Annotated in this window: 9 protein-coding genes and 1 pseudogene; 2 read left to right on the top strand and 8 right to left on the bottom strand. The window is 36.5% G+C overall.

From position 1 onward, the window contains the following. Positions 1–120 precede the first annotated feature (120 nt). Both AQR02_RS29055 and AQR02_RS29050 read right to left on the bottom strand, forming a co-directional pair. Positions 121–1,251, bottom strand: coding sequence for an anti-sigma-I factor RsgI family protein (locus AQR02_RS29055; RefSeq protein ID WP_054943794.1), 1,131 nt, complete (start codon positions 1,249–1,251; stop codon positions 121–123). Then, positions 1,235–1,735 carry an RNA polymerase sigma factor gene (locus AQR02_RS29050; RefSeq protein WP_054943793.1) on the bottom strand — a complete coding sequence of 167 codons (501 nt, stop codon included), beginning with the start codon at positions 1,733–1,735 and terminating at the stop codon, positions 1,235–1,237. Before AQR02_RS29050 ends, AQR02_RS29055 begins: the two co-directional genes overlap by 17 nt. A gap of 403 nt (positions 1,736–2,138) precedes the next feature. Between AQR02_RS29050 and AQR02_RS29045 the strand changes: the two genes are divergently transcribed. Next, positions 2,139–2,894, top strand: coding sequence for an alpha/beta hydrolase (locus AQR02_RS29045; RefSeq protein WP_054943792.1), 756 nt, complete (start codon positions 2,139–2,141; stop codon positions 2,892–2,894). A 1,003-nt stretch (positions 2,895–3,897) separates the two neighbouring features. On the opposite strand, the gene AQR02_RS29035 is transcribed toward AQR02_RS29045, so the two are convergent. From AQR02_RS29035 to AQR02_RS29020, 4 genes are all read right to left on the bottom strand, one after another. Next, positions 3,898–5,589: a DUF262 domain-containing protein gene (locus tag AQR02_RS29035; protein WP_054943790.1), complete on the bottom strand. Its 1,692-nt coding sequence runs from the start codon at positions 5,587–5,589 to the stop codon at positions 3,898–3,900. Between the two features lie 527 nt (positions 5,590–6,116). Next, a complete protein-coding gene (locus AQR02_RS29030; protein WP_054943789.1) occupies positions 6,117–9,275 on the bottom strand; it encodes a type I restriction endonuclease subunit R in 3,159 nt (1,052 codons plus the stop codon). Positions 9,276–9,297: 22 nt separating this feature from the next. Beyond that, entirely contained in the window at positions 9,298–10,482 is a 1,185-nt protein-coding gene (locus AQR02_RS29025) for a restriction endonuclease subunit S (RefSeq protein WP_054943788.1), read from the bottom strand. Further along, positions 10,472–12,064, bottom strand: a complete 1,593-nt coding sequence (locus tag AQR02_RS29020; RefSeq protein WP_054943787.1) for a type I restriction-modification system subunit M — start codon at positions 12,062–12,064, stop codon at positions 10,472–10,474. Before AQR02_RS29020 ends, AQR02_RS29025 begins: the two co-directional genes overlap by 11 nt. Positions 12,065–12,259: 195 nt before the next feature. Between AQR02_RS29020 and AQR02_RS35695 the strand changes: the two are divergent. Next, positions 12,260–12,541: pseudogene (locus tag AQR02_RS35695) on the top strand (transposase); the annotation flags it as partial. Between the two features lie 158 nt (positions 12,542–12,699). Here AQR02_RS35695 and AQR02_RS29015 read toward each other — a convergent pair. Together AQR02_RS29015 and AQR02_RS29010 are read right to left on the bottom strand one after the other, a co-directional pair. Continuing rightward, positions 12,700–13,656, bottom strand: a complete 957-nt coding sequence (locus AQR02_RS29015; RefSeq protein WP_054943786.1) for a hypothetical protein — start codon at positions 13,654–13,656, stop codon at positions 12,700–12,702. Between the two features lie 23 nt (positions 13,657–13,679). Then, the gene (locus AQR02_RS29010; protein WP_054943785.1) at positions 13,680–14,243 is read right to left on the bottom strand and encodes a hypothetical protein; all 564 of its coding nucleotides are present in this window, start codon (positions 14,241–14,243) and stop codon (positions 13,680–13,682) included. Positions 14,244–14,464 lie beyond the last annotated feature (221 nt).

Raw genomic sequence — 14,464 nt, 5'->3', positions numbered from 1 at the left:
CTTTGGTTAAAAGAATCAGGCAGTTTTTTATGCTATCTATTGATTGGCTGTAAGTTTAATTGAAATTTTTTCCAGAACAACATAGCCCATACTTCTTCTCAAGGTAGGATTTTGCTTTAGTTAATTATCTTCATTCTTATCTTTTTCATCACTATTCTTATTTGCATTTGCATCATTATTATTTCCATGAGCTGCAGCATTACTTTTGGTTGCGCCCTGGTTTTTGTTTTCTACTTCATTTTTATCCTTAACTTCATCTTCAGCTTTATTAGATTTATTGGTCACGCTGGCGGCATTATTATCTTTACCTTTACTATCCTTGTCCTCATCGCTTATCTTATCTTCTTTTTCATTAGGTTTAGATGCATTATTTGTTTTAGCTGCATTTGTATTATTTGCATCGCTTGAGTCTGCGGCAGTGCCGGTGTTAGTGGTGCTAGTATTGGTATTATTGTCGGTTGTACTATTGTCGGTTGTACTATTGGTTTGATCTTTATTTTCATCCTTATTATCAGCGTTATTCTTAAGCTTGTCTTTACTATCTTTTATAGTTTTCATTATATCTTTGACACTTGCATCTTTATATTCATCCACAGTAGCGGTTGGATCAACCTTTTGAAGCTTATTTATAAGATTAAGCTTTCCAGGGCTGATACCTATAGCTCTCGCCTGATCCCTGCGGGCAAGGGCAACATTATCTTTTATAACAGTTGCTGTTGTGTCAGTTTCCTGTAAAGCCTGATTTACTCCGGTTTCAGCATCATTTTCAAGTTCGGCTGCAGTATTTGAATCATCTGTTTCAGAGGTAAGAGAAACAACAGATGAACCGTCATCAGCTATAAAACCATTATCAACGGCAGAATAAACCAGTGTGCTGACAGCTACAGTAACATTAGAACCCTTTATGTTTACATTAGCCAATATCTTGATGCCGTCGTCATTCATTCCTTTAACTTTTACAACTTTATCAAATGCGTTAACGCCTATTTCTACGCTAGGGTTAATGTCCAGGCTAAGGTATGATACCGGTGTTTGATAATAGGCGTATGCCGAACCGCTTCCACCAACTAATAAGGTTGCCATGCAAGCTGCTACTAACTTTTTCTTCATAATGAATGTCCTCCAATGATTGAATTTAATGTTTTTAGTATTCTCATTTATTAATGCGTCCTTTAGAAAACCTTCCGTTCTGCTTATTAAGTCGTCTTCGGCTTTGATTTGATTGATCGCAGATTTAAAACGTGAAATCATGTTCTTTACCTCCTAACTTTTGTTTCATAAGTTCCCTTGCTCTGTGTAAGTGAGAATAAATGGTATTTACTTTTTTATTTAGTAACTGAGCCATTTCAGGCACGGTATACTCCTCGTAATAAAATAGATAGATAACATCCTTGTACTTGTCCGGAAGCGATAAAACGACCTGCAGGAGTTCATTTTCGGCTTGATCTTCAAATGGCAATTCTATGCCTTCAATTGAAACCATTTTCTTTCGCCAAAAGCTTTTTAAGAGGTCCTTGCATTTATTGATCGTAACTCTTATTAGCCATGCCTTTTCATGTTCATCACTTTCAAAGCGGGAGTTATTCTGCAACAACTTTAAGAACACTTCCTGAAAAACATCATCCACATCTGCGCTATTATGTAGATATAGAAAGCATATTCGGCGTACAAGGTCAGAATATTTGGTGAGTGCAGCTGAAATATTATCGTTGATATCAATCGGTAATTGGGCCATTGCTTCTCCTTTCTATACTGGATACGATTGACCAATAAGAATCCTTGCACATATTTTTTTGTTTTTATTTGAAAAATATACCTTTATAGAATTATTACCTTCATTTCATTTTCCAGCCGGAATTCACGCGTGGTAACAAAAAAAAGAGACGTGGGGATTCCCGCACATCTCTTCGTTATGCTGTCATTGGATAGAATTCATTAACTCGTAGAACCATATAAACCTAAGAACCCATCCGCCATGCTGGAAGGGTTCTGCTACCGTCACATTTTGTTTAGTCCTATCTCATTCTTTGAATAACTGTCTGTCTAGCAATATAATCAAATAGTAGAAATATTTTTTAAGATGTAATTGTTTTCTTAAGGTCAATAATTTATATTAGTCGGCATCGGAGGAGTGTTGAATGAACTTTGTAAACCCACCAGCAGAATCACCTCAATATGTTACTCATAAAACATTTTACAGCCAAGTATTAAATCATGAAGTAGGTTATAATATCTATCTTCCGTCTGGGTACAAAGACTGCGGCGAAAAATATCCGGTTGCGTACCACATTCACGGATGGACGGGCAACGAATCTTCCGAGATATGGCCGCTGGAAAAGGTCTATAAAAACAGACGAGTCATTACTGTTTTTATCAACGCTATTTCGTCGGAAGACAATTATTTCGATGCCTTATTGCAAATTGAGTCCATCCTTATTAAGGAACTGATTCCCCATATCGACGGTCAGTACAGAACGGACACAACCCGTGAGAACAGAATGCTGTCAGGGTTTTCGATGGGCGGCAACATGGCGTTTTATTATGCAGTTAAGCACCCCGAGCTGTTTGGTTCCGTAACCCCTTACGCAGGAACCTATCACCATCTCTATCTCAAAGAATTCCGTACTGTGGGGGTAGCACCGGAAAAAGTCATCGAGTTATACGAAGATATGATGAGAGAAGAATGGTATTTGGAGGAAAACAATATTTTATGCTTGGTACGGCAAAATGCGGAAAAAATTCGCGGTAAACTAAAAATCGACATTCATATCGGCACAGCTGACATATTATTTTGCGATAATGAAATTTTACATTTATATTTGGATTCGTTGAATATCCTGCATGAGTACAGGAAATTCGAGGAGATTGACCACGACTTGGAAAAAATATTATAACTCTCACTAATAAGCAAACTGAAATGTAAACTGGATATAAGCTCATCACAGCTGTGTTTACTTCAGAAATAGTAATGAACACAAAATTCGGGACACTCTCAAATATCCACATTTCACTTGTGCTTAACCCCCTTAATTTTCAACGCTTGACGTCAAAATGAATAAACTTCTGTTAAAAAACAATCCTCAAACCCGCATTCCACCGTTACCTGAATAAATAAACTCTTGCTACAAAAACAGGGGCCGCCTCCTCCCGTTCCAATCGCCCAAACTCCACTTCCAACAAGCATCTCAGCCTTCTCTCGCCTTTTTTCTTCTCTACGTCAAATACCTAACCATCTACCGTCAGAGCAGGAGAAAACATAGGTAAAGTGCCGGGTTTAGGAAGAACATAATCAGGGTAAATGATCGATTAAAAAGCCGAGGAAACACTTGAGATATGCTTAAAAACTGGAGGGAAAGAGTCGATAAAAATGGAGAATGCAGGTGTGGAAAGGGATTCCAGAGGTTAAGTTAAAAAAAAGAGAGAGGGAAAATGGATGTGAAAAAAGATTGGGGTGATAAGGCGAGGGGGCTGAGAAATAGGAAAAAGAGAAAAAAACCGAGCGAAATGCAGGAGAAAATCCTGAAAATCGGTCGGCTCTGCGGAATCGCATGGATCTGGGTTTACACCGTGCTCCATTTAGCGATTAGATGGTTTTATCATGGCTTTATTCGATTTTTAGCACGAGTATATTTGTAATATCAGGGATTTATTTGTTGGATACACCTTTATAGATCAAGGAACAAACAGCCTCCACATGGGATGAGTATACAGTGTCAACACATAATAGATCTAAAAAAGTGGGTAACGTCGGGAACCAAACGGTTAATTTTTCCTAAGGAGGTATTAGTTATTGTTAAAAATAAAAGTGGTTTGGGTCCATGTTATTTGTCAATACGATATGTTTCACATTCAACCTTACCACTCGTAAATATATCTATTTGACCTAACAAAAGTTAATCACCCTAGCAACTCTCGTACCCTTTCCGAGAGTATTGCTTTTCTTGCCTCATAAAACTTTTCAAAATCCTCAATTTCAAGTGAAACACCATCTGCAATCATAGCCTGCTTCAGAAACTCCGCTTTCTGATGATCATTCATATCATTGTAATAATCAACAAGTCGCATATTATTTTTGCTCCCGTTACTTCTACCTTCAAGCAAATGTAGATTAGGTAGTCGATTACGATTTCCACGCCACCTTTTCCAATCTTCCATAGAAACAGACACAGGCTTGTTACCTTCAAATCTGTCATATGGATGCAGATGGTCTTGCTCATACTTAAAGTTTCTGTTCATCCAGTCAAGGGACAGATAATATAGTGCCTCTCCAGCAACTCTACTGCCTTTTTCTGCATTGAGTACATCTTCAATTTTGCCGTCCGTTACTCTGAGTTCATTCATCTGGTTGAGCATATCCACATTGATTTCATAATCATAGCTGTTGATGTTACTCTTCATCTGTTGAAGTTTGCTAGTTGTGCCAGATTGGAAATACGTGAACAGAACGGCTCTAATCAAATAAGCACGAATGCCATCAAGGTTTTTATTATATTCTGGGTTGTAATAAATAAAGTAGATTATAGGTAACAGTACGTTCCAGCTGCTTGAAAAACGGCTGACCCCGATTTTCATGCCCTTCAGCACAGTTTCCAGATCCTTTAGTGCCTTTCTGAAAGCACTCCAGTTATTCTTCAGTTCCTCTGCTATCTGCTTGTTAATATTTGACTTTACAACATCACCATAAAGCATAAGAGCAGAACGGATAATAAAATCGGAACCGAATCCATCATAAGACTCCACAAGTAGTTTTCCGAACTCCGTCTTTGCACTTGGCCAATATGCCTCAAGGATGGACATCGTAATTTCCGATTTGCGGAGTGCCTTGCCACCGCTGTTAAATCTTACGAACATCTCAAGGGCATCATCCTGTTTCATGTCCTGGATTTCTGTAAAACGAATCAGCTTTTCTACAAAGATTTTATTATACAGCTTATTTAGAATATCCCTTGCATACTGTTTACTGTCTGCCGGAACATTGGCAATGGCTTCATCGATTGCTTGGTCTCTGGTTGATCCATCCTGGAACTTCTCATCTAGAATACTCTTAATTTCAAACTGTGTCGGACTCAGCTTACCTACCTTTTCACTGAACTTGATGTCATACTTTTTACTATTATATTCCTCTTCATCAACTGTCAGCTTATTCTTATTCAATTCAATCAATAGCTTTGTGACCAATCCACCACCATTTTGCTTCCTTGAGTGTTTTTGCCGAATATAGGCACCTCCTAACAAGGACAGAAACAGAGAAGTCAATCTCTGCTGTCCGTCCAACACCGCAGTATCAGTAATCTTCACATCTATGCTGGTCAGTTCATAATTTACGCTGTCTGCCTGTTTTCTGCTATCGAACGTTACCTCAGACAGGAAGTTGCAGAAGTATGTATCCCATGTCACATTGTCATCATCCACGTGCCAGAACAGGAATGTGGCAATTGGGTAATCAAGCAGAATGGAGTCCCACAACTTTTCAATTTGCTCAATGCTCCAAACATACTGTCTTTGAAATGCAGGCATAACAAACTTGCCGTTTTTGATGTTTTGTAAAGCCTCGTATATTGTTATACTGCTATCAATTAATTTACTCATACTCAAACCTCTCAATCCTTCATGAGTATACTTCCAGCCTCGTGCCAGATTGTTACAAATAATGATTACCCTCATAACAGTTCGACATATTTCTTCAATCCCCTTCCATTTCCTGAACATCTTTCAAATTGGCTCTACTACAGTATCTCCTCATAAGGAAAGCCCAAGCGCTGACTCCGCTTAGGCTCTAACAGTTTAATATAGTAGGTAAATGTGGCTCTTATAATCTTACTTTCTTACGAGCGACACACAGCACTCCACATGCACCGTATGCGGGAACATCAGGCTGTTTGTTGGCATTTGTTAAAGTCTGCTTAAGCCTTTATATATAAGGGTTTTCTTCATCCTTGTATTGTTCTGTTTGGCCGCAATTGGACCATCACTGACGGCTTTCGTCCCCAATCCGTCCCCACTTAAAGCTCTCACTATCTCCTAGCTCTTTCATAAAACCATGTTTAATCTTTTAATTCTTCATAGAATAAGTTAGCTTCAATAAGAATTGAATGCCTTTAATAATATCTGCAATTTCATCTCAACTCATCATTCAAAGGTACAATGACTTCATCTAACGTTTTTCTCCATTGACGCTTCATTTCCGGTCCATACTTTAATGGCTTAATATCTGGATGTACTTCTTTAAATTTATCAAATTGCTTACTGTCAATGATTCCTCCGATATTCGGGATAGGCTCTGACCCAATCATGTATTGAATAGAAGATGAATGGAGCTCTCTTTCATCTACAAACCAAGTATTCGCAAATTCTTCAATCGCTTGATTATAGGATTCAGTGAAGAAGCGCCGTTTCACCACAAAAGGATCCTCCTCTGAATCTATTTCATTAGTATCAATAGCGTTCAAGATCGAACGATATACTTCTTTAACAATTTCCGATTTCTTAAGCTTTTGAAGTGCTTTTTCGATCTCGTCACGGATATTCTGATTATTTGCAGAGTATGTTTTTAATAATCGGTCAATATATGTTGAATCAATATCATAGATCTTAATCGCATTTTCACCATAAAATTCGATGTCTGAGAAATCCGGACTCGGTCCATCATGTCCCCCTTCATCAACTAATGAACCTTTAACTGTGTTGTATGCGCCAATATAATCTTCTAAGGTCTTCACCTGCTCTTGAAGTAATTTTGATTTCTCCATTTCATCGTTGTAATCATCATACGTAACTAGAGCATCATAGGAATTATTTAACTCTTGAAAAGCTTTCACAAATTCAATACGAGTTTCAAGGGGAGAATGCTCGTTAATATCGGTTGGATTTAGCACAAGTTTTTTCAATTTTTGGTGGGACTTATGGAAGCGTTTCTTCGATTCATCATAAGTTGGATACACAAGGTTAGATTCTTCTTGTGCTCGAGAATATAGCCTTGTTGCTTCCTCTACATTCTGCTCCATTGTCTTAGGTTTTCGGAATGTTACAATTAATCCTTTTGACTTTCCGGGATAGGTACGATTAGTCCGAGAAAAGGCTTGAATTAAATTTGCATAAGTTAAATTCCGATCGACAAATAATGTTTGAATGTTAGGCGCATCGAATCCCGTCAATAAGCGGTCAACGACAATGACCAGATCAATTTGTTTTCCGAATACTTTAAACTCTGCTTTCTTACGAGCTAAACGATTGTTGATATCACCATTATATCGTTCAATATCTTCTATTGACCAAGCCGTGTGATAATAATCGTTATAATCCTTGATAATGCCTTTCATCTCATTTTGAATTTGTGTGGAATTCTCTTCGTTTTCTTGCATCGAATAGGTGATGGCAATCCGAGGGAAGTCCAGATCATCAATCGTACGACCCGCTCGAATCGGATGACTAGCAAATTCTTTTGTCAACCACTCTGGATCTTTGGTCATTTCCTTGATTGCCTGATAGTAGCGTTTCGCCATATCAATGGAACTTGTTGTTAAGATAGCTGACTTTTGCGGTCGTCCATTTTGGAAATCAAATTTGATATAGGCATTATCTGGTCGAAATATTTTATGAATGACTTTGTGAATATGATCATCGCTTTCGAAAGTAGAAGGTTCAAGATAGGCTTCCTTCTCTATTCCATCCATTTGATCGATCATTTCGTTAATTTCATCTGCAGTACAATTCTTGTACTTTTCATTTAGACGCAGTCGATTGTGAATATAATTATTTAATGATGTGGTTTCAATCGTATCTTCATGTTCTACTTGGAATCCCAATACTGCTCCATCAATTAAGGCATTCTTAATGGTATAAGTGTGCAAATCTTCTCCATATTGATCACGAGTTGTGCGAGCTAATTGGCCTTTAGCTTGTTTTTTATTTTCTTTAAATATCGGTGTACCTGTAAATCCAAACCATGTAGAATTCGGAAAAAAGTCCTTGATCTCTTTCATTCCTTCTGCACTTAACGCTCGATGACACTCATCCACAACAAAGACAATATGTTGGCCCAATAACTTCTTGAAACGTAGGGTGCCGTTTTGTTCCTCTTGCTTTTGGGCATAGCGCAAGGCAAATTCTAATTTTTGACGAGTGGTAATAATCACTGTATTAGAATTGGCATCAGATAAAAGAGTATTACTCAGCTCTTTCGCACTTCCAGTTCCGATAATCAGGCTGTTAGACTTGGCATTACCCGAGGAAATACCGGTATTAAACTCGGAAGCAAATTTGGTGAATTCTGCCGTTGTCTGATTATCCAAGTCTTTTCGGTCAATAAGCATAATGGTACGATCTATACCCGGTTTGCGAGCCAATAGCTTCGTAGAGACAAAACTTGTCAACGTTTTCCCAGAACCGGTTGCATGCCACACAAACCCGGATTTATGTTTCATGGCAGATCTAAACAAGGCTTCAATTGCATGAATTTGATAAGGCTGTAATACCATTAAGGTTCTGTTGTCTTGATCTTCGCTAACGATCGTATAATTGGCAATCAATCGATGTGCATCTGGTATATTTAAAACCTGTTTCACAAATTCATAGAGATTTTCTACTTTTCGATTGTCCGTTGTTCGCCAACTAAAGAGAAATTTCTTATGCATGTCTTTGGGCATTACATTCGCAAAATAGCGAGTGGTTTGTTCGTTGGAAATAACAAATATCTGAAGAGTAGAAAAGATATTATTTCGAAACATACCTTCTTCTGCGTATTTCTTAATTTGATTGTAGGCTTGGAATACACCATCTTTGGCACTGACTTGCTTCAATTCAATTTGAACAATGGGCAACCCATTGATTAATAGTGTCACGTCAAAGCGGCGATCACGATCATCAACATTCACTTTTTTTTTCGCAATCTGATGAACAACTTCATATGTAGAGATTCCGCCACCAATGTCCTGATTAGAATATAACACTAAAGACATCGAACCTAGAGACACGTCATCCCGTTCAATCGTAATACGGGCAATTCCATTTTCCCCTTTGAGCCACCTAGCAGCATCAAAGGGGGTCTGTGTTTTCAATAATAATTCCGTTTTAATCGTGTCAAATTCTTTATCAGAGATTTGATGTTCCCCAATCTCCGATAAGTTATTTTGTGTAATTTTTGTACGTAAGTTCTTCCATAGGTCTTCTTCAGATGTTAAATCCGGACGAAAATTCCATTGATTATGCCCTTCCCCTAAAACTTCAATCAAGCGACGTTCCATTTCAGCTTCATCATTATGAGGTATCTTCATCAACTTTCTTCCTCCTTCTGTTTGCTTAGGCAAACATTTTTTCCAGGAATGCCTTTGTAGTTTCTTTTAAGGCATCTAATTCACGTTGATGAAGAACAATCATGTCATCAATTTTTTTAAAAAAATCACCTATCTTTATTTGTTCTTCAATACAGGGCAACATAATCTTTTTTTCTTCCATACCTTTCTTCGTAATGTGAACCATCGTTGAGCCATTTGTATCACCAGTAATTTTTGCTTTATCATATTCTAATAGTTGCACCATAAATTGCTTATCAAGACTTTCAGACAAATCTACTTTCCATATATGATAATGATAAATCACCTTTTCCCCATACCAAATGTGTGGGCCAAAAGTAGCAGACCATGTGTATAATAAATCCCCCTTTTCTGCGTAATACTTTCCGCCAAGATTTAAATCTGAATAATACCAAGAATCATTTGTGTAAAAATTACCAACCCGTAATACTTTATATTTGCCTGAATCCAATAATTCTTCCTGTTTATATGCTCTTCCATTAATAAATGTTGAAACCTCCCCTAACTTATGCTGTTCCCAATCTCCTTTAAAACCTGGAAAGCGGATTTCAGGCACGGACTCCCCTTCTTGTGGGAACATTTTTTGCATAAATCCTTGTTTTAGTTGTTTAAGGAGGGTTAGTTCTTGATGATGAAGGGCAATAGTATTGTCTAGTTTTTTAAAAAAGTCACCTATCTCATTTTGTTCTTTTACCGTTGGAAGTAATAATTTATAGGTTTGAAGAGCCTTATAATATAAGCGGACTCTGGTGCCACCTTTCTTTTGCATATGAGAAAAGTTAGAAAAGTTAGCTGAATAATTAAGATTCCTTAATATAAACTCATCATTCGCTTCTTCATTAGTTGTAAATACAGGATACTCTTTACTTACAAGAACAGGCGTCTTCATAACATTTTTATTAAAATGAAAAGTTGAATCATCTGACATATGGCGGTAGGTAATATAGTTTACAGGAACAAGATGAAAGGTTAATGTTTCATCTATTCCACTTCGTTCACCATCAAAATATTCTGATTGTAGAAATAATCCTTTTCTAGAAGACGTAGCTATTGGATATACATCTCCTTTGGTTAATTCATTATGTTCTCTCAAAACATCTCCTAATTTACGTTCTTCCCAATCTTCAGAAAATCCTGCAAATCTAATCTCTGGTGTATTTTTATTTCTCACGATTAAACACCTCTAATGCTCCCTTGATCCATTCAGCATTATTTTCATCATATTGTAGCGAAGAAATCATTTCATATAAGCTAGATTCTAGTTCGGCTCTTTCTTTTCGTATCTCTTGAATGGTTGATCCAATGTCAGCCATATCCACAGTTGTCTTTTCTTCTAAGTTATCTACGTACCGAGTAATGTTCAAATTGAAGTCGTTTACTTTAATTTCATCAAAGGTGGCAACATGGGCATATTTCTCTACCTTTTCCCGTTTCTTATATGTTTCGACAATCTTATCAATATTCTCTTTGGAAAGTTTATTTTGGTTCTTTCCTTTAATAAACTCCTTACTTGCATCGATAAATAACACATCACGAGTGGTACGATTTTTTTTCAAGATGATAACTGTTGTTGGAATTGATGTCCCAAAGAATAAGTTTGATGGCATGCCTATTACGGCATCAATACTGCCATCCTCCAATAATTTTTTCCGAATCACACCTTCTGCTGCTCCACGGAACAGTACCCCATGCGGTAAGACGATAGCCATTGTTCCAGAATCTTTCATATGATAAAATCCATGTAAAAGAAAAGCAAAGTCTGCTTTGGATTGTGGCGCTAACTTCCCGTAACGATTGAAGCGAGAATCATCTAAAAATGTATCGTCTGCAGACCATTTTGCTGAGTAGGGTGGATTCATCAGGACCGAATCAAAGGTATACGGCTCATCAGTCGGCCAATCTTTGTTCAAGGTATCCCCATTGCGTAAACGTATATCTTCTTTATTGACACCGTGCAAGATCAAGTTCATCTTCGCCAGATTATAGGTTGTTGTATTCATTTCCTGTCCGTGATATTTCACACTATCTGGATGGTTAATATAGTTTCGAATATTCAACATCAATGATCCAGATCCCATAGTGGGGTCAAATACACTAAACAACTTTTTATCTTCTTGCCCGATTGCGGCAATACGCGCCATCATGTCAGAAACTTCATGAGGTGTATAGAATTCACCAGCTTTCTTGCCAGCCTCTGAAGCAAATTGACCAATCAAGAATTCGTAGGCATCCCCAATGATATCTCCATTATGACCAATGACATCGATATCATTTAATTTTTTCAGTACTTCTGTAATAGTAATGTTTCGCTGTTGGTCATCTGACCCCAATTTTTTGGATGTTAAATCTACATCATCAAATAATCCGTTAAATTGATCATATTCGGTAGATAGATAGTTAAAGGCTTTATTCATATCATTCAACTGGAACGTATTTTGTTTGGCTTGATTGGTTAATTCATAGAATAAATATGCTGGTTTAATGTCATAGCCTAATGTATCTACTAATGTTTCAATCAAGTCTTTTTCCATATCTTTATCTGCTAATAAATCCTTATATAAAAAAATTTGTTTTTCTTGTGTATTATATTCTTCCAGCGATTCATCGGCTATTTCAACTACTTTTTCTAATAACTTATCAGATAAATACTTGTAAAAGATCAATCCTAACAAGTAGTTTTTGTATTCCGATGCATCCATCTTGCTTCGCAGATTATCTGCGGCACTAAATAATTTGGAGTTTAATTCAGCCATGTTGTCTTCCTCGCTTTTTCTATAATTGGTTAAATTGATTCAATACTTCTAAATAATGCTGTTCTTCAAGTTCTGCTTGTTTCTTGATCGATGGCATAATTAAGTAGGGTACCAAGATTTAGAGCCTAGTCAGGCAACAAAAAAGTAGTGTATTCTCTGGATTGTCTAAGTCCACCAAGAAAGAAACCCTACTCGATGACTATTCTACCCGAAAACATATTAAATAATCTATTCACCCAATTTGTAAAAGGTACTCTGGAGTCCATTATGAGGGCAGAAATCCAGCAATTCATGACCAGTGATTAGGCTGGGAATCACAATAGCCGTAACGGCTACTACACCCGAAGTCTGCATACGAAATACTGAAATGTAGAGGATCTCGCCGTTCCTCTTGATCTTCAGGGAACCTTCCAAACGCAGTTGTTTGAGCCGTACCAAAGACGGGATGGATCGCTGGTGGAGGCTGTCATCCAGATGGAAAATCCTCCGAACTTCCGACGTCTACTCAAAATGCTCCAATTCGGTACCATAAATGGAAAAGTATAATGGACCTACCACCTTAGGTATGGCCAGTAACTTTATTTTCGCCCAAGGGTGTTAGTTATAGAGACAGAAGTGCCCAAAAAACTTATTTATTAAATTATTTGAACCTCACCAGAGATTAGTCTTTTAACAATACTATCATGTATTACTGCTACAAAGGTTCTATAGTTTTCTTCATTTACAGTAATAGTATTCTCTACATGATTAAAATGTAATTTATCTCTCTCTTCAGGTAACAAGGTCATTATTTCTTCAATAATCCGCACGGATTCTAGTGACTCAGATATATTATATTTAGCAATACGATTAATACTTCTAGCACTTTGCATGATTCTCTTAATAACTGATGAGTGGTCAAGACCTAGAACCTTATAACCTTCCTCACCTATGGTAAATTCTCCTTGTATGAATTTGTGAATATTCTCATTTGCTTTTAGTTTAGCTGTCTCATGAATAAATAGCATTTTTTCAAAAACAAAAGGGTCATAGACATATAGCTTATCTGTTTGGACCTCGAACAATGCTGTAACATTATCGGGTAATGGAACTCCTTCTGTAATGTCTATCACTGCGGAACTAGAATTTAGAGTAGCATTCCATTCCAACAACATTCTCCTTCTTATCAATGCTCTAGAGTCAATTTTAGCATAAGCAAACAGCCATTGATCATCTCGTTTTATTTCAAATATATAAAATCGGGGTTTCTCTGAAATTGAATCGTATTCCTGCAACTTCTTTTTAAAGGTTAATACCTCGCTATTAAGCAAGGACTGATAATTTTCAATAATTTTTGTATAAAACTCTTCAAAACCTAATTTTCTTACCTCTTCAAGATCATCACGATCTCTTTTAAAGTAATACGCATCCCCATCAATTAATGATTTTGGACTTCTTTCCATCAAATCATCGTTAATCTTCAAAGATGCCTCTATGTTCTCAGAGATAAGTTTTTGAATATTCTCTCTTCCCTTTTTATCGATTAACACCTTGTATATATTGTGTAAGCTATTATTCTTTGAGGTAACTATCCATACATTTGATATAATCACCACATTTATCCCCCTTTGTTCTCCTAAAGGACATAATTTAAAAGCTTAGAATCATCACCTACTCGCACAGCTAAAACTTCTGAATTCTCTCTAATTCTAACGTTTGAAATAAGATACAATCCATTATCTAAAATAAGTATATTTATATTAAATAATATGGTCATAATATTCGGAAAAACGGTGCTACTTTTTGTAACCAATAAAAAAACCACAAATTGAACCCCTAAAAAGACTAATAAACATATAGATAATGAATTTTCAATAAATATTACTGCTGGTACTACAACACCTAAAAGGAATGATACAACATCACCGTTTGTTTGAATTATTTTCACATCTCCAAAATTAATTAAATACTGATTTTCTTCACGCCGGACTGCTATACTTAATGTCTTTTTAATTATCCAAGTAAGCACAATAGATCCTAACAGTATTAAAAAAGTCATTAATGGAACTTTATTACCTGATATTTGAATAAACCCAATTCCATACTTGACATATAGTTGTAAGGAAAAAAGAAGATAAGCAGGTGTCATTGCAGTTAAAAAATACAAAAACTTAAAATAAAATCTTGTACCAAAAAACATGGTTTTCCCCTCCTTCTCTATATATTTAACTTCATATTTCCTTTCCCTAAATTCTATCACTTACTTTAAATAAGAACAAACGATCCCATAACATTCATTCAATTCTTTCTGTTTAAGCGACAAGTTAAATATCAAAATAAATCCTTATTCCTTCACAAGACAAAGGGCTGCCATTTGCGCAGCCCAAGTTTTATTTTTAATTTGTAGACAAGTATATTAAT

Origin of the sequence: Paenibacillus ihuae, assembly GCF_001368795.1 — a bacterium.
Taxonomy (GTDB): Bacteria; Bacillota; Bacilli; order Paenibacillales; family Paenibacillaceae; genus Paenibacillus_AQ; species Paenibacillus_AQ ihuae.
The sequence above is the reverse complement of the archived record's forward strand: the minus strand, read 5'-3'. Positions and strand labels throughout refer to the sequence as shown.

Excerpts from the sequence above, each read along its gene's own strand:
- AQR02_RS29010 (WP_054943785.1), bottom strand. The coding sequence starts at position 14,243 with ATGTTTTTTGGTACAAGATTTTATTTTAAGTTTTTGTATTTTTTAACT.
- AQR02_RS29050 (WP_054943793.1), bottom strand. The coding sequence starts at position 1,735 with ATGGCCCAATTACCGATTGATATCAACGATAATATTTCAGCTGCACTC.
- AQR02_RS29045 (WP_054943792.1), top strand. The coding sequence starts at position 2,139 with ATGAACTTTGTAAACCCACCAGCAGAATCACCTCAATATGTTACTCAT.
- AQR02_RS29055 (WP_054943794.1), bottom strand. The coding sequence starts at position 1,251 with ATGATTTCACGTTTTAAATCTGCGATCAATCAAATCAAAGCCGAAGAC.
- AQR02_RS29020 (WP_054943787.1), bottom strand. The coding sequence starts at position 12,064 with ATGGCTGAATTAAACTCCAAATTATTTAGTGCCGCAGATAATCTGCGA.
- AQR02_RS29035 (WP_054943790.1), bottom strand. The coding sequence starts at position 5,589 with ATGAGTAAATTAATTGATAGCAGTATAACAATATACGAGGCTTTACAA.